This is a genomic window from Bacillus sp. B1(2022) (assembly GCF_040259625.1).
Lineage (GTDB): Bacteria > Bacillota > Bacilli > Bacillales > Bacillaceae > Bacillus > Bacillus velezensis.
Window position 1 is genome coordinate 36460 of sequence record NZ_JANIFO010000002.1, and the last position, 23416, is coordinate 59875.

Consider the following 23416-nt stretch of genomic DNA (forward strand, 5'->3'; position numbering starts at 1 on the left):
ATTGGTACACTATATGAAAAACGAGGTGAAAACATGCATTTATTTTAATCAGACAGCGGAATGTTCAGAACCTGGCCGGTGTACACGTCGTTTCCGTTTAATCCGTTGTAGCTGCGGATTTTTTCTTCACCCGCCCGGCTTTTATAGTATTTCATTGAAATGCGGTAAAGCGTTTCTTTCGGCTGTACAATATGCTGTACGGTCCGCACTTTTTTTGGGACAGTCCCGGCTTGATCACTCGCCTCAGCCGGAGCCGCTTTTTCACGGACAGCCGGCGGAGACTGCTGTTTTGTCTCCGCGTATTCGGTGTCTGTCGGCTTTACTTGTTTTTCTGAGGGCGTTTCCGTTTTTTTAGGTGTTTTTTCACTTTGTTTTTCACTTTGTTTTTCTTTCGTTTTTTCAGGTGCAGCCGCTTCTTTCTTATCTTTGTCGTCAGACTTTTTTTTCGGTTGTTCTAAAAGAGCGGTTTCTGACGTTTCTTTCTGAGCGCCTTTCGGAATAACGGCAGGCGCGCTTTCACTGTGGTCTATGAAGACATCTTCATAGTCCTTCGGGTCAAATCTGCTGCTGTTCGTCATATAAAGAAGACCGAAAAAGACACCGATTGTTACGATAATGAACAGGACGGTCAGAAAAGTGAACAGCGGCGTTTTTGTTTTGGTTTTTTCCTTCACCTGCTCTTCCTTTTTTTTACGCTCCTCTTTTACAGATTGTCTTGTCGGGAGGCTGTCTTCAAGATATTCAATTTGTTCATCCGCGGCCGCGGCAACCTGCTGCTCGGCACGCAGCTGAGCTTTTCTTCTTTCAACTCTTGACATTTCCGTCATGCAAACCCCTCCTAACATATTGAAAACGGATCTGACAGGCAAATACCGCATCAATAATAAAATGCGCTGTAACCGGAACGAATAAATTGCCGGTCCATTCATAGATAAGCCCCAGCAAAAGACTGATGCCCGCAACCATCATAAACAGAAGCCACTTCGCCAAGTATCTGAAATGAAGCACGGTAAAAATGAAGCTGGCGGCCCATAAGCCGATATGTGTCTGCAGAACGCCTCTGAACAAAATCTCTTCGCTGAACGAAATGAGAAGCGTCAAAAACAAAATGTGCAGAACCGGCCTGTTCTTAAAAAGCAATACATTAATGCCGCCGTCATCATATAAATGCGAAGGACACCATTTCATCACCGCCAGATCGGCAAAAATGACAAGGACGGCAAGAGTTACACCGTACCATATGATATTATCGTCACGTATATGCCACAGCTTTAAAAAATCGTGAATGTCGGTAAAAAAGAAAAAGCCGATAATAGCTGAAACCGCCAATATGAGCAATTGGGTGGCATACAGCTGCATCACAATCTCCCGGTCTGAGAGCTGCCGGATCAATTCGCTTTGCCGTCTCAGCTGAACTCACCCGCAGACTCTGATCCGAAAATCCGGCCTAATTCCAGCTTCCAATCTTCAAACCGTTCCATATTTTTACGTTCTCCTTTTTGCTCGTACGGAGCCAGATCAAGTCCGCAGCTGCTGCAGCATTGTCCGGTTTGACCATCAGGCTCATACGGTTCATCAAAATAAGACAGCAGCGCTTCTCTTATACATTCTTTCCGCTCTAATAACGCCGAAAAACGATTCATTTTACGCAGCTTCTTTTCCACGCGGTATGTCAGTTCTTCCTGCAGCTGCTCTTTTGTGGTTTTTCCTTGCAGATACAGATGGACGGCCGTTCGCGCCTGTGTTTCCTGGACGCCCTTATTGATCAGAACGTCCCGAAGCTTTCGCTCATCACTCGTACCGGCATCCCGTATGACGGCCAGAATGCCTTCCAGGTCATAATCAGACAGGCTTTCTGTCTGAATAATCTGCTGCTGAAGCTCGGTATCGCCGGGCGCCCTCAGCAAAATACTGACACTCGGGCTGCCGTCGCGTCCCGCTCTGCCGATTTCCTGCATAAAGGCCTCGGCCGTTTGGGGAGGATAAAAGTGAATGACAAAGCGGATATCTGACTTATCCACACCCATGCCGAACGCATTGGTGCAGCAGATGCAATCAAGCTGGTTATGGATAAATTGCTGCTGGATTAAAATCCTGTCGCCTGTATCCATTCCGCCGTGATAATAATCCGTCCGCTTTCCCGTTTTTTCGTTCAGCTCAGCCGCAAGCTCTTCCGCCCATTTTCTGGTCGGACAATATATGATACCCGGGCCTTCAAGCTTTTCGGCAAGCTCCGTGAGCCTGCTTATTTTTTCGGCATTATCAGCCAAATGTTCTGCCGCCAGGAGAATATTCGGCCGGTTGACTGAATAAAGATGACGCACCGCATGCTCAAGTCCGAGCACATCCGTCACGTCTCTGAGCGTTTCTTTTGTCGCTGTTGCGGTCAGCGCCAATACAGGCGGCTTTCCGAGTGCCTGCCTGAAAGGCCCGAGCTTCGAGTAATCAGGCCTGAAATCATGTCCCCATTCTGATATGCAATGAGCCTCATCAATAACAAATAAACTGACCGGGACATTTTTCAAACGGTTCAGCACATAAGGTGAAGAAAGGGCTTCAGGAGACATATAGAGAAATTTATACCGGCTGATGTTGCTGAGGATAAAATGCCGCTCTGCGGAATTCAGCATGCTGTTTAATGCAGCAACCCGCTTTTCTCCTTTCGCTTTCAGCTGCTGCACCTGATCTTCCATTAATGAAAGGAGCGGCGAAATAATCAGCACCAGCCCGTCCATCATGTAACCCGGGAGCTGATAGCATAATGATTTTCCCCCGCCGGTCGGAAGCATGGCGACCGTATCTTTTTTTTGGAGCACGCTAGTCATAATCTCTTCCTGCCCTTTTTTAAAGGAATGCAAACCAAAATACCTGGATAAAGCTTTATGCAGCTCAGTCATGCTGATTCACCGTCTTTGCCAGCGCCAGCCTGATCTGAAAATAGCTGAAGCGCATCTGCATTCCTTCGCGAATCCGTTTAATTTTATTCGTTTGATGCTGTTTTGCAAATGCCGTTATCATACGCTGTTCCTCTTCAGAAAGATACTGTTCTATAAAAAATGCAGGCTGATGCAATGATATTTCTACGATATGATCTTCGATTGTGGCGGTTTTTAAATTTCTGACCGCGGCGATCCGTTCAATCGGAAACCCTTTTTCCAACAGCTCAAAGGTTTTTCTGGCAGACTGTGTCAGCGCGCTTTCCGCCTGCAGATCGGACAACAGCTCACGCAGAGCGGGATATGCACATTGCGGAAGCGATTGAATAACATAATGTACCGCTCCCCAAAACTGGACGGACACATACCATTCATCTTCGTTCAGCTGGAGAGCAAGCTGCTTATTCGTTTTGCCGATTCTGTTGAATGAAGTTAAAGAATAGACAAAAATAAGCGCCTGCCGTTCACTTACGCCTTGCAGAAGGTGAAACAGCGTCTCATGCATTTGGACGGAAAGCTCTTTAGCATCTCTGTTTTTCCGCATGAACCGTTTGACCCATCTCAGCGTCTGCACATCGTTTGTAACCGGGATATATTGACTGCATTGATGCTCTTTGTTTGACAGGACTTGAATGAGCAGGGAAAGCCGCCTCCACAGGGTGACGGCAGGCGTTTGATAATTCGCGCCGTGGCAGTGCTTCGGCCAAGGCCGCTCGGCAAACGCCCGTTCAAGCCTTTGAACGCCGCGCGCAGTCACTTTCCACGTTCCCTCTTCTTTTCCGGCTGTAATGTATGAGTTCTCGGTGAGTTTATGCAAAGAAGCCGCAATATCGCCGCGTTCACAATGTGAAGCCATGCCGAAATATTTAGCGATCTGAAATAAGCCGGCATCCTGAATGGTTTGAGACGACTTTTTTCCTTTTAATAAATGAAACACAGCACTCGGAGTCCGTTCGCCGTCTATTTTGTCCAGACAGTCGAGAACCACGGTATCAAAGTAGTTTATCGCCAATCTAAACACACCTACATTTCTTCTGTGACAAGTTTCGTTTTTTGGTTCTTTTTATTTTAACAGATTTTCATATAAATTTGACGTTTAAAGTCATCTTTTAGGGGGAAGTGCTAAAGAGAATCCCTTATGTGATAAGCATTCTCAATCATTTTTCTGTTGAAATTTGACACTAACATCATTACAATAAGTAAGAGGAATAGGTGTTATATTTAAAAATATATAAGGTAAACCATTTGTTCCAACACGAACAATCTGGGAGGTTTTATTCATGGCAAAGTACACAATTGTAGATAAAGATACGTGTATTGCATGCGGCGCCTGCGGAGCTGCGGCACCAGACATTTATGATTATGATGATGAAGGCATTGCGTTCGTTACGCTTGACGAAAATAAAGGCGTCGTCGAAGTTCCGGAAGTTCTGGAAGAAGATATGATTGACGCATTTGAAGGATGCCCTACTGATTCAATCAAAGTTGCGGATGAACCGTTCGAAGGCGACCCGCTGAAATACGAATAAAAAAGCCCTCCCCATGAGAGGAGCTTTTTCGTCCTGAATAAGACTCCGGCTGTTATCGGCCGGAGTCTTATTTTTTTGCGTGATCAAACAATCAAAAAAGCGCCCGGTCTGTGTTTTACAGAGCGGGCGCTTTGAAGTGGTTATTGTGTCTGGATGCTGCGTTTTTGTTCAATCCAAGGTTTCAGCCTCGTAAAGATGAACGTAAAGACGATGGTGATGATAACGCCTTTTACAATGTTAAACGGCAGGATTCCTGCGACAACCGCCGTTTTTAACTGGCTGTTTGACAGTGCCGGTGAATGTAAAAACCAAGTATACGCGGGCAGGATAAGAATATAGTTCAAAATACTCATCAATACAGTCATCGCTGCGGTTCCGGCCAGCAGGCTCACTGCAAGTCCTTTAGCAGATTTGAGCTTTTTAAACATAAACGCCGTCGGCAGAATAAACAGCGTTCCTGCGATAAAATTGGCTGCCTGCCCGACAGGCACGCCGGCCATGCTTCCTTGAATGATATACTGCAGAATATTTTTAATCGCTTCAACCGCAATCCCCGCCGCAGGCCCGTAAACCAAAATGGCGATAATTGCAGGAACGTCACTGAAATCAATTTTCAAGTAATCCGGCAGCCCCGGAAACGGGAAATTTAACAGCATAAGCACAAAAGCAATACTGCTAAGCATACTGATGACAACTAATTTTTTTACTTTCACAATGCTCTCTCCTTTTCGATCAAATCTCTCGAAAAGAGGAAAGGTTCTTTTGCGCCCCAATAAAAAAACCGCTTTTGTTAAAAAGCGGGAGCTTACTAAGGCTTGGCAAAGAAACGTTTGATATAAGCATCAAAACGTCTGCTGAACCTCCATCTTCTCCCATCCAGACTATACTGTCGGCTCCGGAATCTCACCGGATCCTGCCGCCGAAGCAGCTCGCGGGCTTAGAGCATGATGCTCATCACCGCCGGTAGGGAATTTCACCCTGCCCCGAAGATTGATCTTATGAATTTATTCACATTATATATGATCAAATTGCAATTGTATAGAGAACCGCTCAAATTTAAATAAAATATTGGGGAAGCCCAATTTAAGCTGATTCAGCGGTTTCCTTTTCTCCTTTACTGCGTCAATACACATTGACACTCTATTGAGAATATGATAAATTATCAGATATTTAGTCAGCTAAACTAGGAGGAAATCTAACAATGTTTCGAGTTTTGGTCTCAGATAAGATGAGCAATGACGGCTTAAAGCCGCTGATGGAATCAGACTTTATAGAAATTGTTCAAAAAAACGTCGCGGATGCAGAAGATGAATTACATACCTTTGATGCCCTGTTAGTCCGCAGTGCCACGAAAGTAACCGAAGAATTGTTTAAAAAAATGACTTCTTTAAAAATCGTCGGCAGAGCCGGTGTCGGCGTAGACAACATCGACATCGATGAGGCCACAAAACATGGGGTTATCGTGATAAACGCGCCGAATGGAAACACCATTTCAACGGCAGAGCATACATTCGCGATGATTTCTTCATTAATGAGACACATTCCGCAAGCCAATATCTCAGTAAAATCAAGAGAATGGAACCGGACGGCTTTTGTCGGGGCGGAGCTCTACGGAAAGACTTTAGGCATTGTCGGTCTGGGCCGGATCGGAAGCGAGATTGCCCAGCGCGCCAGAGCGTTCGGTATGACGGTTCATGTATTCGATCCTTTCTTAACCGAAGAGAGAGCCGGCAAAATCGGCGTAAACAGCCGGACATTCGAAGAAGTGCTTGAAAGCGCGGATATCATTACCGTCCACACGCCTTTAACAAAGGAAACAAAAGGACTGCTTAACAGAGAAACCATTGCCAAAACGAAAAAAGGCGTCCGTCTTATCAACTGCGCAAGAGGCGGCATTATTGATGAAGCGGCGCTTTTGGAAGCGCTGGAAAGCGGCCATGTCGCAGGCGCTGCCCTTGACGTGTTTGAAGTGGAACCGCCAGTTGAATCAAAGCTTCCCGACCATCCGCTGGTGATCGCCACACCTCACTTAGGCGCTTCAACGAAAGAAGCACAGCTGAATGTCGCTGCACAGGTTTCTGAAGAAGTGCTGCAGTTTGCAAAAGGTCTGCCTGTCATGTCAGCGATCAACCTGCCTGCGATGACGAAAGATGAATTCAAAAAAATCCAGCCTTATCACCAAATTGCTGATAAAATCGGAAGTCTCGTGTCACAATGTATGAAGGAACCCGTCAAAGATGTTGCGATTCAATATGAAGGCACCATCGCCAAACTTGAAACATCATTTATTACAAAAAGCCTGCTGTCCGGTTTCTTAAAACCGCGTGTAGACTCAACGGTCAATGAAGTGAACGCCGGCGGTGTAGCAAAAGAACGCGGAATCAGCTTCAGCGAGAAGATTTCCTCCAATGAATCAGGATATGATAACTGCATCAGCGTAAAAGTAACCGGAGACCGGAGCACATTTACGTTAACGGCTACGTATATCCCTCACTTCGGTGAACGAATCGTTGAACTGAACGGCTTTAATATTGACTTAAATCCTGCCGGCCACCTCGTTTATATCCAGCACCAGGATACGACTGGTGTAATCGGACGCGTAGGACGCATCCTCGGCGATAACGATATCAATATCGCTACCATGCAGGTAGGCCGTAAAGAAAAAGGCGGAGAAGCCATTATGATGCTTTCTTTTGATAAACATTTAGATGATAAAGTCGTCAATGAGCTGACTTCAATTCAGGATATTGTTTCCGTTAAACTGATTGACCTTCCGTAACCAACAAAAAACCCAAAACATTCATATGTTTTGGGTTTTTTACGTTTAATGGCTTGGAAGCGGATTAGGCGCGGCAGGCACAGCGATAGGTTTTGTCACATCATAATTACCGATTTTCTTTGTATGCGCATGTGTGAACAGCACCTCAGAATAACCGAATTCCTTCGCAGTTAACAGAAGCCCCTCGATCATTAAAATCCCTTCCAGCGAATCTTCAACCGTATGCTTTTCGGACAATTGAATCCGCAGCTGCTCGCCGTCTTCCCTTTCCGATACCGATGCAATCGCATCTGCTTCTATAATGCTCGCGGTCTGTGAGCCTCCGTCTGTTGTCTTCATCCCGTCAATAGCCTGATATACTGAATAATAGGTTTGTTCAGACGGGACGAGATACTCTTGTCCCAGACTGTCGCTGTAAGAAAAATACGCCCGGTTTGTCTGTTTATGTACGGACATCTCAGCGGAAATGCCGTAAGATTTATAAAAATCCTGTCCGGCTCCGTTTTGAACCTTTTTCAATTTAATCCGCTCGTAAGGACTCCATGTCAAAGTCTCTTTCAGCATCTTTTTCAATAAGTCAGCTTCGGCAGCTGATTCGATAGAAAGCCGTCCGTTTACCTGCACAAGCAAATCCTTCTTATCCGCCGTTACCTGCACACCGTCCAAAAGGTTCGGCACAGACAGGAAGGATTCGGGCACTTCTAGGTTTTCCGCTTCGGATAAAGCCTCTGATACCGATTCATCCGGCTTCTTTTTTTCAAAACTGACCGGTATGACGGCGGATGTATCTGAATCGGCAAACGCCAAAGTAATGTAATTGTTTTTGTTTTCGTTAGAAACGACAAACGTCTTCTGATCCGGCTTGACAGCAGCTGACTGACTGGCTTTTTCAGCTTGACCGCTGTCAGCTGTAAGATCACCGGCAGATTTGTTTGTCATCAGGTGAGGAGATATAATCAGAGCGATGCACAATGCGCAGACGCCGGCTGCGGCGGGGCCGATCCAGCTTCGGGCCGGTTTTTTCCTGTACGGTTTACCCGTTTCAATATTCCGGTAAATGGCCTCGGGTGAACGATGATCTCTAACCGCCGGAAGTTGTCTTAACAACTCCTCTACTCTTTCTTCGTTCCAATATGACTTCATCATCCATTAGCTCCTCCCTCAAAAGCTCCATCTGTTTCCGAAGTATTTTGAGCCCTCTGTGTTGGGTCGTTTTGACTTTGCTTTCCGAGAAGCGGAGAGCGGCGGCTGTTTCCTGAATGGAATATCCCTGAATAAATCTCAAGATAATAACAGCTCTTTGATCAATGGTGCAATGATCAAGCGCGGTATAAATTTCCCGGACGTTTTCATGCTGTACGGCGAGTTCGTCCGGAAGCAAATGCTGATCTCTGACATCTTGTGTATCCCAATCAAACGTACCCATAATACGCTGTCTGATCGTCTGCTGCTTGCGGAACCAGTCAATCGCCACATGGCGTGCGATGGACAACAGCCATGTTTTTTCACTGCTTCTTCCTTCAAATGTATGATAGGAATTCAAGACGCGGATATACACTTCCTGCGTCAAATCTTCAGCCTGCGACTTATCTTTTACCATATAAAATAAAAATTGATATAAATCTTGATGGTATGCATCATATAATATCTGAAAGGTTTCTTCCATGGGAAACCCCTCCGTTCACTTTTTTGTCGTAAAAATGCGTTGAAAAGTTACATTACAACTATATTACGAGAAACTGGAATTTGGAAGGGAATTTATATTAACATATTCTTAAATTTTTAAAGGAGAAACAAATAAAAAACACCCGCAGAACATGCGGGTGTTTCGTATGGAACAAGATTGTTCGTCAATTTCAGACGTCATCCTGCACTTTTGTCGGAATATAAAATGTAAACGTCGTCCCTTTGTCGATGCTGCTGTGAACCGCAATTGAGCCGCCGTGGGCTTCCACGATATTTTTTACGATGGCGAGTCCGAGTCCGGTTCCCGCCCTGCCTCTTGTTCTTGCTTTGTCCGCTTTATAAAAACGTTCAAAAATAAAAGGCAGGTCCTCTTCCGGTATTCCCGAGCCGGAATCTTTGATATCGATCTTCAGTCCGTCTTTTACGGTCTGAGCCGCGATATGAACGCTTCCGCCTGACTCCGTATGGCGCAGCGCATTATCTATAAGGTTGGTAAACACTTGTTCCATTTTGTCTTCATCAAAGACACACTCCGGCTGAGACACCGAGATGTCCTCTGTGAGCGAAACGCCTTTTTCCTTCGCTACCCCGGAAAATTTGCGGGAGATCTTCTCCAGAAATTCATGCAGGTTTACCGTTTCATAGTGCAGGCCCGTATGTCCGGATTCCATTCTGGCCAAATCCAGCAAGTCATTGACGAGCCGGCCCATGCGAAGAGATTCATCATAAATGATCTGCGCAATTTCTTTTTTCTCCTCTTCTGTGCTTGCAATGTCGTCCACTATTGCTTCGCTGTATCCCTGCAGCATAGAAATCGGGGTTCTGAGCTCATGACTGACATTGGCAATGAAGTCTTCACGCAATTTATCCAGCCTGCGCTCTTCGGTCATATCACGGAGCACGGCCACGGCGCCGCGGACGTGTGATTCCGCATAAAGAGGCGACATCAATAAAACCCATGACCTTCCTTGAAGCGTCATTTCAATCATTTGCTCTTTTTCCGTGTTCACTGCATTTTGAAATAGCTCTTTTGCTTCAGGGGGAAGGTTGTCTCCTTCTTTAATGTTCATGTTCTGCTCATAATACCATGCCTGCAGAAAACGTTCGGCCGGCGGGTTGGTCACCAAAATGGTGCCGTCGATATTAATGGTGATGACCCCGTCTGCCATACTGCTTAAAATATTGGACAGCTGTTCTTTTTCCTGATTCAGCGCGTTAATATGGAAATTGAGCTGCCGTCCCATCTGATTAAAGGCAATGGCCAGTTCCCCGATTTCATCTTGGGTCAGAATCGGAATTTTCGTATCAAACTTTCCTTTCGCCAAGTCTTGAGCGCCTTCCCGCATTTTCCGAAGGGGATATGTCACCCTGCTGGATAAAAAGAACGCGAAAAACGTTGTCAAGACGATGGCAATGCCCGCCGCAAGAAAAATATAGCGTGTCGTATGTTTCGTCGTATCTTTTACGGCAAGCAGCGATTGGGATAAAAAGACCATGCCTTTTTTGCCGTCTTTTTCATACGGCACTCCGACGATCAGCCGTTCGTTATCCGAACCGGCATTGTTGGGGACCGCTCGTTTGCTTACTTTTTTGCGGTCTGTCAGCGCCTTGTGCAGATCCCGGTCATGTTTGATCTGCTCTAATGTAATAGAGGATAAATGATTATCGTCATTGGGGGAATACCAGACATGCTTATCATCCTGAATGATCGCGATGCTCGTTAAATTGTCCGCCAGTTCCCACGTGATGGATCTGGCAAGCGGCTGGTCTTCATGATTTTCTATTATGACCGCAATTTTATCGGCAAGCTGCGTTAAATCTTTTTCCGCTTCTTCAACGTGGTAATTTTCGATAAATTCCAGAAGCAGCACCGTTAAAATAAATAAAACAATTAACACGAGTGAAAGAATGGTAAACCAAAGCTTTCCTACTACGCTTTTCCAAAACTTCATTCAGCGCCTACCTCAAATTTGTATCCGACTCCCCATACGGTGACGATTTTTTTCGCCGCTCCCGGGGACACTTTATTTAATTTTTCACGGAGCCGTTTGACATGGGTGTCCACCGTTCTGAGGTCTCCGAAAAATTCATACTGCCACACTTCTTTTAAAAGCTTTTCCCTGTCGTACACTTTGTCCGGTGTTTTCGCCAGGAAGTACAGCAGTTCATATTCCTTCGGCGTCAGGCTCACCTCCGTGCCGTCCGCAGTCACCCTGTGAGCATCGTGATCAATAGATAGATGCGAAAAGACGAGCACATTTTTTGTCGGGGTATTGGCTGTCAGATAAGATGTTTGGGAAGCTCTTCTTAAAAGCGCCTTTACCCGAAGCACCACTTCTCTCGGGCTGAAAGGCTTGACGATATAATCGTCCGTACCCGCTTCAAACCCCTGGACGCGGTTGGCTTCTTCCCCTTTTGCCGTCAGCATGATAATCGGCGTCGCTTTTTTTTCTCTGAGCTGCCGGCATACTTCGATTCCGTCCGTTCCCGGCATCATTAAATCCAAGAGCACCAGATCATAATCTGATGCCAGCCCCATTTTAATGGCCTCGTCGCCGTTTTCCGCTTCTTCAATCACATAGTTTTCCCGTTCAAGGTACATTCTTAAAAGGCGTCGAATTCTGGCTTCATCATCTACTACTAATATTTTAGTTTCATTTGTTTGATCCATCGTTTTCCCCCTGCTTTCCTTCTGTTACTTTCATTTTAACAAACTGTGCGGCAGCTTGAGAACTGTATCGGCTTTTTACATCTATGCGTACGAATGAAGTCCGGCAAGCACGAGATTCACAAAAATTAAGTTAAACATAATAATGGCGAAGCCGATGACGGCAAGCCACGCGGACTTTTCGCCGTGCCAGCCTCTTGACAGCCGCAAGTGCAAATACGCTGCGTAAAATAAAAAGGTGATCAGCGCCCATACTTCCTTCGGGTCCCAGCCCCAAAAACGCGTCCATGCAAGCTGCGCCCAAATCATCGCAAACACAAGCGCGCCGAGTGTAAATACCGGAAAACCGATGGAAACAGCGCGGTAGCCGACTTCATCGACCAAGTCCAGATTCACATTTTTGACGAGCGGGCTGATAAGAGCGCTGATTCTCTTTCTGAATATCAGCCTGAGCGCACCGTATAAAACGAGACCTGCGCCAAACGACCAGATCACCGTATTGACCTTTCTGCCTGAAAAAATGGCCGGAAGCTCAATAAGCGGCTTCATTGCGCCTTCCGTAAGCAATTCTCCCTCATGCGGGCCGACAAGCGCAGGCATATCATATATCATGACGCTTTTGGCTTCTTTTTTATCCACCCAATTAAATTCAGCTTTGTAGTCCGCCAGCCGGAATGCCGACGTGACGGCGATAAATGCCACGGTCGTCACGAGTATAAACATGATGACTTCAAGCCAGAACGTTTTTTTGCCCGGTCTTGATTGGTCGACATGCTTTAACAGGAAAATGACGCCGGCTACAAAACTGATCGCAAGAATCGCCTGCCCGAGCGCCGCCGTCGTGACGTGAATGTACAGCCAATTGCTCTGCAGTGACGGAATAAGCGGCGTAATGTCTGTCGGAAACATGCTTGCATATGCGATAAGCAAAAGCGCGATAGACAATGTGAACATGCCTAATGAAGGCAGTCTGTAAATAAAGTAAATAATAATAAAAGCGAGAACAAGCATCATGCCGAATGACGTCGTAAATTCAAACATATTGCTGACAGGCGCATGTCCGCTTGCCGACCATCTCGCAATGAAGTAGCCGAGATGACAAAGAAATCCGAAAATGGTTAACGTGATTCCGATAGCCGACCAGCGGCCCTTACCGTCCTTAGCACCTTTTGTTCCCCGGATGGCGCCGCCGAAAACCGGGACGGCAATTAAATAAATCAAAAAGGCAGCATAAAGAAAATTTGCGCTCAGCTCCGCCATGACACCACTCCTTTTTCACTAGGCCTGATTTTTGGCCAATTCTTTTTGATCGGCCGGCTCTTGAATCCCGGTCCCGCTAAGAACAAATTCGATATCTTTTTTCAGACCGAACCAGTTTTTGTTCGTATGTCCCGCCACAAGCACTTCATGATCACCTGTTTTGATCCAGATCCTTCTGTGCTGCCAGTACATTCCTTGAATGACGCCGATCATAAAGATCGCGCCGCCGACGGCAAGCACCCATAAGGTTAAGTCTTTTCTGACGGTGAGTCCTGTAATGTTTTTCGTTTCCACATGGTCGAATTTTAATTTGTACTTGTTACTTTCGGAACCTTCAACAGTCTGCTGAATCGCAACAAAACTTTTCTCCCCTTTCGGCTTGTCAGGAGCCGTGATTTTAAAGACAAAAGCCGGATTGTTAGGAACCTTCGTTTTTGTGCTCGGTTCTCCGTCCTTGTTAAAATAAAAATCAGGAAGATAACTGGCGATCTGCACTTTGTAACCGTTACCAAGATCATAGTCCGTGTCGGGATCAAGAAGATTGATCTTCAGTTTGCCGAATGACTGTTTTGTTTTTTGGTCGATCAGCTGAAATACCATCTGATCGAGCTGGTTTTCTTTATAGTCCACCTGATACACAGAATAGGAGTCAAAGCGCAGCGGTTCATTGACGCGGATATTGTTTTCTTTGACTCTTTTAAGCTTCGGCTTTTCACCGAATACAATGTCGCCTTCCCTCTTGTACAAAACCGCGTCCGTTGTGAAGGATTTGGCGACTTTGCCGTTTCCAGCTCTGTCAATGGCGTCGGCGAATACTTTTTTCTCAGTGTCTTTGTTATATGTCTGCATCGTGAACCGGTTGTTTTTTAAGTAATATTTGCCGTCAGTACCGGGGATCTGGGCGGTTTCGCCTTCACGGACCCAGAGCGTTTCATCGACATACATACCGGGTACAAATCTCAGCATGGCTCCGATCAGAAAAATGATCAGGCCGATATGATTGACGTAGGGCCCCCACCTTGAAAAACGGCCTTTTTCCGCCAGAATGCTTCCCTCTTGTTCTCGCACTCTATAATGCTTTTTTTTCAATCGTGTTCTGAGGCTATCAGCCGCATCCCCGCTCAGCTCGGTTTCTGTCCGGCTGTATAGACGCTGCCTCTTCAAAAAGACCGGATTCCGCCGAACTCCTTGATTTTTCAGCGCCCTGTACAAAGGAATCACCCGATCCAGGCTGCAGATGACCAGTGATATGCCAATGGATGCGATCAGGAGCATATACCACCATGAGCCGTACAGATGATGAAATCCCAGCAGATAATACATTTGGCCGATTATGCCGTACTGCTGTTCATAATATGTATCCGGCTGGGCGCCCGGCGGCAGATAAGCTTCCTGCGGAAAAACCGTGCCGAAAGCAGACGCCGCCAGAGTAATGACGATCAGCCATATTCCGACTTTTACGGAAGAAAAGAAGTTCCATACCTTATCTACGATTGTTTTGTTATATGTTTGCGAACGCCTTGCGCTGCCGTCGTACCGCATATCGGCAAGCGGCGATTTTTGATCATCAAGCGGCTTCCCGCACGACTCGCACAAAACCGTCCCGGCTGGATTCACGTGCCCGCATTCACATTTGACCTTTTTCATGAAGACGCCTCCGGCTTAATTAAATTCATATAGTCATGAACCATGCGTTCTGTCATCGTGCCGGTCACCACTTTCACGACTTTTCCGTCGGGATTAATCAAAAATGTCGTCGGAATAGGTGATACGCCGTACGCGTCCAGCACTTGCCGGTCAGTATCGAGCGCAACCGGGAAATTGACGCCGTATGTTTTCATAAAATTATGTACTGCAATTTTTGATTCGCCGACATTTACCGCAACCACCTCGACACCGAGGTCTTTAAAATGCTTGTATTGATTCTCCATATAGGGAAATTCCTGCTTACACGGCTCACACCACGTTCCCCAGAAATTCAGAAAAACACCTTTTCCTTTTAACTGACTCAGTTCTATGAGTCTGCCCTCTGTATCTTTCAGCGCGAAATTCGGGGCTTTGGACCCCTCAGATATACGCTCACCGTTTGTGTATACGGCATTATAGATGGTATATCCGAGCGCGCAGAGTAAGATGAGAAGGATGCCGGTCCGAATGAATAAACGCCGCCGTTTTTTGTTCATTGTACACTGCTCCCCTCCCCTGCCTGCAAATCCATTCAATTATATCATCAACACGTTTTGTAATTTTTGAAGGTTATGTGAAAATTAGAAAGCGTTTTTACCGTGTTCAGCTAAAGCCCGCAGCCTTTTCACCTCATGCGGCGACAATTCTCTTGCGTCTCCTGTGCGCAGGCCTCTTAAATCTAAAAATGCGTATTCTTCACGTTTTAGTTTCAGCACGTCATGACCGATCGCCTCGAACATGCGGCGGACCTGTCTGTTCCGGCCTTCATGAATCGTCAGCTGAATGATGCTCGTCTGCTTTCTTTTGTCCAGGGAAAGCATTTTCGCTCTGGCCGGCGCCGTCTTGCCTTCTTCAAGCTGAATGCCGCGCTCAAGCTTTCTCAGAAGTTCCTTGGAAGGAATCCCCTTCACTTTGGCGACGTACGTCTTATCAATTTCGTATTTCGGATGCATGAGTTTGTTGGCAAACTCGCCGTCATTTGTCAGCAATAAAAGTCCGCTCGTATCATAATCAAGCCTGCCGATCGGATAAATGCGCTGCGGCACTTCTTTGAAAAAGTCGGTCACCACTTTCCGCCCTTTGTCGTCATCAGCTGCTGAGATCACTCCTCTCGGTTTATAAAGCAGAAAGTACACGGGTTCTTCCCGCTCCACCTTTAATCCGTTTACTTCAATCTGATCAGAACCGGTCACTTTTACGCCGAGCTCTGTTATTACTTTTCCATTCACCTTTACTTTTCCTTCTTTTATCAGCTCTTCTGCCTTTCTGCGTGATGCCACGCCGGCATGAGCAATAACTTTTTGCAGTCTTTCCATGTCGTTCACCTCAAGTATAATCTTACTTTTTTCCCCTTGAACAAACAAGCTTTTTCAAGGAGAGTTATTCTGATATATAAAAAGCGCCTGATTTCAGGCGCTTCCAAATAATAACGTAACTATAATGATTGATGCAACCACCCCGATCAAATCAGCAAGAAGACCAACCTTTAAAGCATCCCCCATTTTTTTGATGCCGACCGCCCCGAAATACACCGTCAGGACATACAGCGTCGTGTCAGTCGATCCCTGCATGACCGAGGCCAGCCTGCCGATAAATGAATCAGGCCCGTACACGGCGATCAGATCTGTCGTCATGCCGAGCGCCGCCGTCCCCGAAATCGGGCGGATCAGAGCAAGCGGCACGACTTCTGCGGGAATGCCGAGCGCTGTAAAGAAAGGCTTGCACAGCCCCATGACAAAATCCAGCGCGCCCGAGGCCCGGAATACGGTAATCGCCACCAGCATCCCGACCAAATACGGAATGATGGAAAACGCAATCTCAATTCCTTCTTTTCCGCCTTCAACGAATGATTCATACGTCGGCACTTTTTTGATCGTGCCGTATATCAATATACCGGCGATAATAATCGGAATCATGGCTAAAGACAGCCAATTCACCATTTCCATTCGCTTACCTCCCTTTTCTTTTGCGGCGGTACCAGAAGTAGCGGTCAATGAAAATCGCGCCGATTCCCGAAATTAAAGTCGCTAAGATGGTCGGCCCGACGATATCGGTCGGTGATTTCGCCGAGTAAGCCATGCGCACGGCAATGACGGTTGTCGGTATCAATGTAATACTCGAAGTATTTACCGCCAAAAAGGTAATCATGGAACGGCTGGCCTCAGACTTACCTCCATTCAGCTTTTTCATCTGCTCCATGGCTTTAATGCCGAGCGGTGTCGCCGCATTTCCCAGTCCGAAAAAGTTTGCCATGAGATTTGATAAAATGTATCCCATCGCCGGATGATCAGGGGGAATATCGGGAAACAGCTTAGAAATAAACGGGCGGCACATTCTGCTGAATATATCCAAAAGGCCGGACTGCTCGGCTATTTTCATCAGGCCGAGCCAGAACACGAGAACGCTCATTAATCCGAACGAGATCGTAACCGCTTCTTTCGCTCCTTTAAAAACGGCTTCATTCACATCCTGCAAGGTACCGTTAAACATCGCAAAGACAAGTCCGATTACCGTCAGACATACCCAGATTAAATTGACCATGACGAACCGCCCGCCGCGCTCATAAACAGGCTCGTAAACGTCTCAATGAAATGCTTTTTCGGTTTTTTATGGCGCTCATTTTCATAATAGACGGGGATCTTGGCGATCACTTTCCCATCATGCATAACAGTCATCCGGCCGACGACATCAGGAATGAGAGAGGCGTCCTTTTTCCAGGCTTTTTTCGGTTTTATTAAGGTTGTGCGGATTTTTACATCGTCGATTTCATCCTCATTTAACAAATACTTGACATCCCGGGCAATAAAAGCGTGTTTTCCGTAAAACGTCTTTTTCAGCTTCGGGATGCCGCCTTTTTTGGCGATGACATAGGTTTTATAGTGATCAAAGACATAATTAAACATATTCATATGATCATCCCAATCATCCGGATCATTTATGGTGACCGCGATGAGATCCGTACCGTCTTTTGAGGCCGTCGAGACGAGCGTCCGTTTCGCGATTTTTGTGTAACCTGTTTTTCCGCCTGTGCTGTAACGGTAGAGCCCTGTCAGAAGCTTGTTTTTATTTTTCCATACCCGGTCCATCGTTTCCGCCTTATACACTTTTGTGCCTGAAACGGTCCGGTATTCCTTGATTTTCATCGCGTATTTAGTCAAAAGCGCCATGTCATACGCCGTTGAATATAAATTTTCATGGTCGTCCAGCCCGTGCGGATTTTGAAATTTTGTATTTTCCATCCCGATTTGCTCGGCTTTTTTGTTCATCATAAATACAAAACCGTCAAGGCTTCCGCCGACATATTCCGCTATTGCCGCAGCGGCGTCATTTCCTGACCTTAACATAAGCCCGTATACGAGATCTTTCAGCTTTACTTTTTGTCCCGGCTGAAGATAAATGGCTGAGCCTTCCGTTTTTACGGCATTCGGGGAAACCGTCACGGTCTCTTCCATCTTCCCTGATTCAATCGCCAGCACCGCCGTCATGATTTTCGTAATGCTTGCAATCCGCCGCTTATGATGTTCATCCTTGGCGAATAACACCCTGCCAGATGCTCCGTCGATTATAATCGCGCTTTTTGCGCTGACATGTATTTGGGCATGTGCCGTATTGCCGTCTGTAATGGAAAAAAGAATAACAAAAGTCAAAAGAAATACGGCAGCTTTTTTGAGAAAGCGCATGAATGCTCACGTCCTTGTTGTGGGTTTGTACAAGTTTATGCGCATGTCCATGACTTATGAATACCAATTGCATCACTTTCACATAAAAAAACTCTCCCAAAAGGAAGAGTTTTTATCTGACTGATGCCATATTTGAGCCTGATGCTTCATATTGCGCCAATTCTTCCCGCATGCGCAGAAATTCACTGCTGAGCGAAAGCAGAAGGCTCCGCAGCGAGTCCGGCACTTGCTGGTAGAATTCAATCGCGCTTTGGCCTGTATAAGCGGCGCGGCTGTTTTCGTACCATGTATCCTTTTTCGGCATGAAAAACTCTTCCACGCACTGATGATATACTTTATACAGCGTTTTTTCCGCTCTCGCCTCATGAAACGGCTCCTGCATTAAAAGCCGCCTGCAGGCTTCCTGGGCGCCTTCGCAAAAAACGGTCATCCTCCTCAGCACACTGAGCACGTCGCGGCAGTATGCCTCATCCGCCTCTCCTTGAGCCCGCATCTCCGGCAAAGTTGTATGATTTAAATACCTGCTGACCATCGTGACAACCTCGGCTAAAAATTCACCAGTTTCTTCAGTATGGGCCCTCACAATCGAATTTCCCATTTCCGTCCGTTTCCTTCCTCTCTTGTACGTCGTCATTTGCGTCATTCATCAATGGCCTTTCCCTACTATCGTATGATGAAAAACGATTATTATTTAATATCCTCAAAAGTTTGGTTGAAGTTTTCAAAGAATAAATCAGCTTCCTCCTGGAGAACGTCTTCCTCCGCATTTTCAGGAAGCGGCGGGAGCTCCTCCAATGTTTTTAAGCCGAATTGTTCAAGAAATACCGGTGTCGTGCCGTATAAAATCGCCCGGCCGGGACCGTCGGCGCGGCCCACCTCACACAGCAGCGCTTTTGACACGAGGCTGTGCAGAATCCGCTCAGACTTCACGCCCCGGATATCTTCAATTTCCGCCCGTGTGATCGGCTGCTTGTACGAAACGATCGCCAGCACTTCCAAAGAAGCCTGTGACAGCCCTTTTGACGGCACTTCGATTAGTTTTTTCAAATAAGGCACGAATTCTTTTTTCGTTCCAAGCATATACGTATCCGCATATTCGGTAAGCTCGATGCCTCTGTCGTCTTCCTTGTACTGAGCGGCCACTTCTTCCATGATTCCGGCCAGTTCCGCTTCTTCTATTTCAAGCACCGTCACCAATTGCTTTTTGGTCAGCCCTTCATCACCCGCCGCATACAGCAGGGCTTCCACAATCGCTTTCCAATTCACGATATCAAGCGCCATGAATGGATTCACTCCCCGTAATGTATATATCTGAAAAGTTTTCTTCCTGTTCAATGATAATCTGCTGATTTTTCATCAGTTCCAGGACTGCTAAAAACGTCACGACGAGATGGTCCTTTTGCCGAGAAGGAAAAAGCTCCGTGAAGTTTATTCTTCTCCCCGCCGTTTTTAAGCTTTTTACGATTTCGTTCATTCTGTCTTCAATCGGTATTTCCTGTCTTGTAATGGTCGTTTCTTTCGGCCGCGTGATTTTTTTACGCTGAAGCACCTTTTGAAACGCGCCGATCATGTCATAAACGGTCACCGACAGCTTCTGCTCCGTCTGTTTGATTTCTTTTGCATACTCGCTTAAATCACTCGGCGGCTTTGTAAATGACTTTTGTCTTTCTTCTTCCCGCTCTTTTAAATCCTTCGCAGCGGTTTTATACTTTCTATACTCAATCAGCTTTTCAATCAGCTCGTCCCGAGGGTCTTCTTCTTCAAGCATTTCGTCTTCAAACAGCTCTTCCTCTTGTTTCGGAAGCAGCATTCTGCTTTTAATGCTGAGAAGCGTCGCCGCCATGACCAGATATTCACTGGCGACATCAAGTTCAAGCTCTTGCATTGTATGTACATATAATAAATATTGTTCAGTAATGGTTGCCACGGGTATGTCGTATATGTCGATTTCAAGACGGTTAATCAGATGAAGCAGCAGGTCCAATGGGCCTTCAAACGTATCAATTTTCACTTGATATTCTACCATTATCTCACCATTTTCAATATCACTCTCATTGCCGGAAAAACTGGCTACCCTTTAGTATAATCCACCGAAATGCTCTCGTCCAATACTTTTATACACGTCCTCCGTTATTTAGAAAATACTGAAAAAGAAGATATACGCCTATACCTTTAAAGGCGGATGCACATATGATAGCCGTGTAAACTTGAAACAAAGGGAGGCTGATTTCACATGAGCGGAGCTTGTTTCGGCGGAGGTTTTGCATTAATTGTCGTTCTGTTTATTTTGCTCGTTGTCGTAGGAGCATCTTACATCTGCTAGTTCCTCAGGCTTCAGGCACCAAGCCGCTCTTTTTTTCCTTTTCATAGCGCTGTGGTACACTGGTTTTAGCATAAAAGGAGGAAGCGGCTTGTATCCTAAAGCTTATATCGGCTTTTTGGCCGAATTTCACGCATCAAGAGATTATTTTGAGTGTCATGAACTGTTAGAGGAATATTGGAAAGAAAGCCCGGCTGAAAAGCGGAGCATTCATTGGGTCGGCCTGATTCAGCTTGCCGTCGCTCTGTATCACCAGCGCAGGGGAAATGAAGCTGGGGCGAAACGGCTGATTGCCAACAGCTTACGTATTCTCCGGTCTGAAAAGCAGGCGGTCTGTTCTCTCGGTCTCAGCCATCCGAAGCTGATTGAGCTGATAGAAACGCTGGCAGACGATATAGAAGCGGGCCTGCCTTATAAAAGTGTTATGCTGCCGATTACAGATGAAGCCCTGAAAGAAGCATGTCTTGCCGAATGCCGCCGAAAGGGCTATACATGGGGGCGAGACGGCGTATCAGATACCTTTCTTATTCATAAACACCGCCTGCGGGACAGGACGGATGTCATTAAGGAACGCGAACGGGAAATTGAGAGAAGAAAAAAAAGCAGAGGCTGACGGTCAGCCCTGCTTTTTCTATATCAAAACAGCTCCCGAAACCGTGAAGATTCCGGGAGCATTTGTCAGTTATTATATGAGATATCCTGATCTTTTTGATGTTGACAGCGTTCAAAAAAGCTTTGCGTTAATTCATTCGGAACGAGTGCCTCCGTTTTGAACAGACGTTTTAAGGCGTCCATCATTTGCTTTCCGATTCCTTGATGGCGGTAAGAAGGATTCACGCTGATATGCCGGATTTCAACTTCTGAGTCCTTTTTTTCGACTCCGATCGCTCCGACGATATCTTCATCCTCTTTCCAAAGAAAGAGCTGGCGGCCAGTATCCGTTTCATAGTCCTTTATTGTCTGCTGAAGCTGCTTGAGATCTTTTTCATTCGGCATAAATGACAGAAGACCCATCGCAATCTTTTCAAACGATTTTTTATAACGAATTAACATAAAAACCCCTCTATATCCAAAATGTCCATTCATGTCCTATCAAACGGATACATAAAGGCGATCCGTTTCCTCACATTATATCATTTTCGCCGCTGTTTTAAACGCTTTTCAACAAATTATTCAAATGAACGGTTTAAGTTTGCCATTTCAATGGCAGATACCGCGCAATCCGCTCCCTTATTTCCGGCTTTTGTTCCGGCTCGTTCGATGGCCTGCTCAATGGTTTCAGTCGTCACGATGCCGAAGATAACCGGGACGCCCGTCGCCGTTCCCGCCTGGGCAATGCCTTTTGCCGCTTCATTGCAGACATAGTCATAATGCGTTGTCGCTCCTCTGATAACCGTGCCGAGCGTAATGACGGCATCGTATTTTTTCGTTTCCGCCATTTTCTTTGCCGCAAACGGGATTTCAAACGCTCCCGGCACCCAAGCGATGTCAATGTCGTTTGATTCTACACCGTGGCGAAGCAACGTGTCTTCCGCTCCGCTTAACAGCTTGCTCGTTATAAATTCATTAAATCTGCCGACGACGATTCCGATTTTAAGTCCTGTTCCTACTAGGTTTCCTTGTATGATATTCATATGTTATCCATCCTTTTTTGTGAGATTTGTTTTTAGAAATGAAGCAGATGTCCAAGTTTTTTCATTTTGGTCTGTAAATATTGCTTGTTATGCTCACTCGCTTCCATTTGAAGCGGCACCCGTTCTGAAATGCTGAGACCGTATCCTTCGAGGCCGGCGATCTTCCGGGGGTTATTGGTTAAAAGCTTCATATGCTGAACCCCTAAGTCGCGGAGAATCTGGGCGCCGATGCCGTAGTTGCGCAGATCAGGCAGAAAGCCGAGCGCTTCGTTCGCTTCAACCGTGTCGTACCCTTGTTCCTGCAATCGGTACGCCTTCAGCTTATTGATTAAACCGATTCCTCTGCCTTCCTGGCGCAAATACAATAGAACGCCGCGGCCTTCTTCAGCAATTTGCGCAAGCGCGGCATGAAGCTGAGGTCCGCAATCACAGCGATGGGATGCAAACACATCGCCCGTCAGGCATTCTGAGTGCACTCTGACAAGAACGGGTTCGCTGTTAAACGGGACATCCCCCATGACAAAGGCGAGATGTTCTTTTCCGTCAACCTCGTTTGTATATCCGTAAACTCTAAACGTGCCGAAGTCAGTCGGCAGCGTAATATCAACTTCTCTGTTCACAAGTGTCGTAATGTTGTAACGGTACTCTATTAAGTCTTTTATCGTAATCATTTTCAGCTGGTGGCTTTCGGCGATTTCGGCTAACTCCGGCACTCTGGCCATTGTGCCGTCTTCATTCATAATTTCACAAATGACGCCCGCTCCCTGAGATCCGCAGGCTTTTGCAAGGTCAACGGCTGCTTCCGTATGGCCGGCCCGCTTCAGGACGCCTCCTTTTTTTGCGATTAAGGGGAAAATGTGGCCCGGACGCTGAAAATCGTCAGACACAGATTCTTCGTTCAACAGCGCCTGAATGGTAAAGGATCGTTCCTGCGCGCTGATGCCCGTTTTTGTCAGCCTGTGGTCAATACTGACCGTAAACGCGGTCTCATGTGAGTCCGTATTATGATCGACCATCGGGTGAAGATCCAGCCGGCCGGCGATGTCTTCAGACAGCGGCGTGCAGATCAGGCCTCTCCCATGGGTCGCCATAAAATTCACCACTTCCGGCGTGGCATGCTCAGCCAGCGCTACGAAGTCTCCTTCGTTTTCTCTGTCTTCATCATCGACAACAATGATGACTTCACCTTTTTTCAGCGCCTCTAACGCCTCTTCTATCGGATGAAACATATTGATCTT

26 protein-coding genes and 1 riboswitch are annotated in these 23416 nt (G+C 46.4%); of the genes, 4 read left to right on the forward strand and 22 right to left on the reverse strand.

The features are described 5' to 3' along the window. Nucleotides 1–44: 44 nt before the first annotated feature. Genes NQS30_RS03980 through NQS30_RS03995 form a run of 4 tightly spaced genes read right to left on the reverse strand, consistent with a single transcriptional unit; the run spans nt 45 to nt 3948 of the window. Nucleotides 45–827: a LysM peptidoglycan-binding domain-containing protein gene (locus NQS30_RS03980; RefSeq protein WP_069007647.1), complete on the reverse strand. Its 783-nt coding sequence runs from the start codon at nt 825–827 to the stop codon at nt 45–47. Further along, nucleotides 805–1392, reverse strand: coding sequence for a CPBP family intramembrane glutamic endopeptidase (locus NQS30_RS03985; RefSeq protein WP_015240111.1), 588 nt, complete (start codon nt 1390–1392; stop codon nt 805–807). The genes NQS30_RS03980 and NQS30_RS03985 overlap by 23 nt, the downstream gene beginning before the upstream one ends. A 14-nt stretch (nt 1393–1406) precedes the next feature. Next, complete coding sequence (locus NQS30_RS03990) at nt 1407–2897, reverse strand: RecQ family ATP-dependent DNA helicase (protein WP_122504099.1); 1491 nt, start codon at nt 2895–2897, stop codon at nt 1407–1409. Next, entirely contained in the window at nt 2890–3948 is a 1059-nt protein-coding gene (locus NQS30_RS03995; RefSeq protein WP_032870103.1) for a YpbB family protein, read from the reverse strand. The genes NQS30_RS03990 and NQS30_RS03995 overlap by 8 nt, the downstream gene beginning before the upstream one ends. Nucleotides 3949–4216: 268 nt before the next feature. Here NQS30_RS03995 and NQS30_RS04000 point away from each other — a divergent pair, with 268 nt between their 5' ends. Then, entirely contained in the window at nt 4217–4465 is a 249-nt protein-coding gene (locus tag NQS30_RS04000; protein WP_003153403.1) for a ferredoxin, read from the forward strand. 140 nt (nt 4466–4605) lie between these two features. On the opposite strand, the gene NQS30_RS04005 is transcribed toward NQS30_RS04000, so the two are convergent. Beyond that, on the reverse strand, nt 4606–5178 hold the full coding sequence (locus NQS30_RS04005) for a riboflavin transporter FmnP (protein ID WP_083673820.1): 573 nt from the start codon (nt 5176–5178) through the stop codon (nt 4606–4608). 147 nt (nt 5179–5325) lie between these two features. Further along, a riboswitch (FMN riboswitch) is annotated at nt 5326–5460 on the reverse strand. A 206-nt stretch (nt 5461–5666) separates the two neighbouring features. On the opposite strand from NQS30_RS04005, the gene serA reads away from it, so the two are divergent. Further along, complete coding sequence (serA, locus tag NQS30_RS04010) at nt 5667–7244, forward strand: phosphoglycerate dehydrogenase (RefSeq protein WP_007409437.1); 1578 nt, start codon at nt 5667–5669, stop codon at nt 7242–7244. A 45-nt stretch (nt 7245–7289) separates the two neighbouring features. Here serA and NQS30_RS04015 read toward each other — a convergent pair whose 3' ends face one another. The 14 genes from NQS30_RS04015 to NQS30_RS04080 all read right to left on the reverse strand — a co-directional run bounded on the left by NQS30_RS04015 (nt 7290) and on the right by NQS30_RS04080 (nt 20250). Next, nucleotides 7290–8390, reverse strand: coding sequence for a sugar dehydratase (locus NQS30_RS04015; protein ID WP_458410878.1), 1101 nt, complete (start codon nt 8388–8390; stop codon nt 7290–7292). Next, complete coding sequence (gene sigX / locus NQS30_RS04020; protein WP_003153399.1) at nt 8326–8910, reverse strand: RNA polymerase sigma factor SigX; 585 nt, start codon at nt 8908–8910, stop codon at nt 8326–8328. The genes NQS30_RS04015 and sigX overlap by 65 nt, the downstream gene beginning before the upstream one ends. 190 nt (nt 8911–9100) lie before the next feature. Then, nucleotides 9101–10882, reverse strand: a complete 1782-nt coding sequence (locus NQS30_RS04025) for an ATP-binding protein (RefSeq protein WP_007409435.1) — start codon at nt 10880–10882, stop codon at nt 9101–9103. Then, nucleotides 10879–11601 carry a DNA-binding response regulator ResD gene (gene resD / locus NQS30_RS04030; RefSeq protein ID WP_003153397.1) on the reverse strand — a complete coding sequence of 241 codons (723 nt, stop codon included), beginning with the start codon at nt 11599–11601 and terminating at the stop codon, nt 10879–10881. Before resD ends, NQS30_RS04025 begins: the two co-directional genes overlap by 4 nt. Before the next feature lie 81 nt (nt 11602–11682). Beyond that, nucleotides 11683–12858 (reverse strand): c-type cytochrome biogenesis protein CcsB, encoded by a 1176-nt coding sequence (ccsB, locus tag NQS30_RS04035; RefSeq protein WP_007409434.1) that lies wholly within the window; start codon nt 12856–12858, stop codon nt 11683–11685. 18 nt (nt 12859–12876) lie between these two features. Beyond that, the gene (gene resB / locus NQS30_RS04040; protein ID WP_032870107.1) at nt 12877–14505 is read right to left on the reverse strand and encodes a cytochrome c biogenesis protein ResB; all 1629 of its coding nucleotides are present in this window, start codon (nt 14503–14505) and stop codon (nt 12877–12879) included. Next, complete coding sequence (gene resA / locus NQS30_RS04045; protein ID WP_003153391.1) at nt 14502–15041, reverse strand: thiol-disulfide oxidoreductase ResA; 540 nt, start codon at nt 15039–15041, stop codon at nt 14502–14504. The genes resB and resA overlap by 4 nt, the downstream gene beginning before the upstream one ends. Nucleotides 15042–15125: 84 nt before the next feature. Next, the gene (gene rluB, locus NQS30_RS04050; RefSeq protein ID WP_007612296.1) at nt 15126–15860 is read right to left on the reverse strand and encodes a 23S rRNA pseudouridine(2605) synthase RluB; all 735 of its coding nucleotides are present in this window, start codon (nt 15858–15860) and stop codon (nt 15126–15128) included. Nucleotides 15861–15953: 93 nt separating this feature from the next. Continuing rightward, nucleotides 15954–16490 carry a spore maturation protein SpmB gene (gene spmB / locus NQS30_RS04055; RefSeq protein WP_003153387.1) on the reverse strand — a complete coding sequence of 179 codons (537 nt, stop codon included), beginning with the start codon at nt 16488–16490 and terminating at the stop codon, nt 15954–15956. A 4-nt stretch (nt 16491–16494) separates the two neighbouring features. Then, the gene (locus NQS30_RS04060; RefSeq protein WP_003153385.1) at nt 16495–17085 is read right to left on the reverse strand and encodes a nucleoside recognition domain-containing protein; all 591 of its coding nucleotides are present in this window, start codon (nt 17083–17085) and stop codon (nt 16495–16497) included. Further along, nucleotides 17073–18224, reverse strand: a complete 1152-nt coding sequence (locus NQS30_RS04065; RefSeq protein WP_124692870.1) for a D-alanyl-D-alanine carboxypeptidase family protein — start codon at nt 18222–18224, stop codon at nt 17073–17075. The genes NQS30_RS04060 and NQS30_RS04065 overlap by 13 nt, the downstream gene beginning before the upstream one ends. Nucleotides 18225–18336: 112 nt before the next feature. Then, nucleotides 18337–18822, reverse strand: a complete 486-nt coding sequence (locus NQS30_RS04070) for a DUF3907 family protein (protein ID WP_076425394.1) — start codon at nt 18820–18822, stop codon at nt 18337–18339. An 89-nt stretch (nt 18823–18911) separates the two neighbouring features. Continuing rightward, the gene (scpB, locus tag NQS30_RS04075; protein ID WP_007409428.1) at nt 18912–19505 is read right to left on the reverse strand and encodes an SMC-Scp complex subunit ScpB; all 594 of its coding nucleotides are present in this window, start codon (nt 19503–19505) and stop codon (nt 18912–18914) included. Then, on the reverse strand, nt 19495–20250 hold the full coding sequence (locus NQS30_RS04080) for a segregation/condensation protein A (protein ID WP_007409427.1): 756 nt from the start codon (nt 20248–20250) through the stop codon (nt 19495–19497). Before NQS30_RS04080 ends, scpB begins: the two co-directional genes overlap by 11 nt. A 207-nt stretch (nt 20251–20457) precedes the next feature. Between NQS30_RS04080 and NQS30_RS04085 the strand changes: the two genes are divergently transcribed. Beyond that, nucleotides 20458–20547 carry a YjcZ family sporulation protein gene (locus NQS30_RS04085; RefSeq protein WP_003153376.1) on the forward strand — a complete coding sequence of 30 codons (90 nt, stop codon included), beginning with the start codon at nt 20458–20460 and terminating at the stop codon, nt 20545–20547. 88 nt (nt 20548–20635) lie between these two features. Beyond that, nucleotides 20636–21157 carry a DUF309 domain-containing protein gene (locus NQS30_RS04090; protein ID WP_218791280.1) on the forward strand — a complete coding sequence of 174 codons (522 nt, stop codon included), beginning with the start codon at nt 20636–20638 and terminating at the stop codon, nt 21155–21157. A 65-nt stretch (nt 21158–21222) separates the two neighbouring features. On the opposite strand, the gene ribT is transcribed toward NQS30_RS04090, so the two are convergent. The 3 genes from ribT to NQS30_RS04105 form a co-directional block, all read right to left on the reverse strand. Continuing rightward, entirely contained in the window at nt 21223–21597 is a 375-nt protein-coding gene (ribT, locus tag NQS30_RS04095; protein ID WP_015240122.1) for a GNAT family N-acetyltransferase RibT, read from the reverse strand. A gap of 116 nt (nt 21598–21713) precedes the next feature. After that, entirely contained in the window at nt 21714–22178 is a 465-nt protein-coding gene (gene ribH, locus NQS30_RS04100; protein ID WP_015240123.1) for a 6,7-dimethyl-8-ribityllumazine synthase, read from the reverse strand. A 32-nt stretch (nt 22179–22210) separates the two neighbouring features. After that, nucleotides 22211–23407 carry a bifunctional 3,4-dihydroxy-2-butanone-4-phosphate synthase/GTP cyclohydrolase II gene (locus tag NQS30_RS04105; RefSeq protein WP_015240124.1) on the reverse strand — a complete coding sequence of 399 codons (1197 nt, stop codon included), beginning with the start codon at nt 23405–23407 and terminating at the stop codon, nt 22211–22213. Nucleotides 23408–23416: the final 9 nt, after the last annotated feature.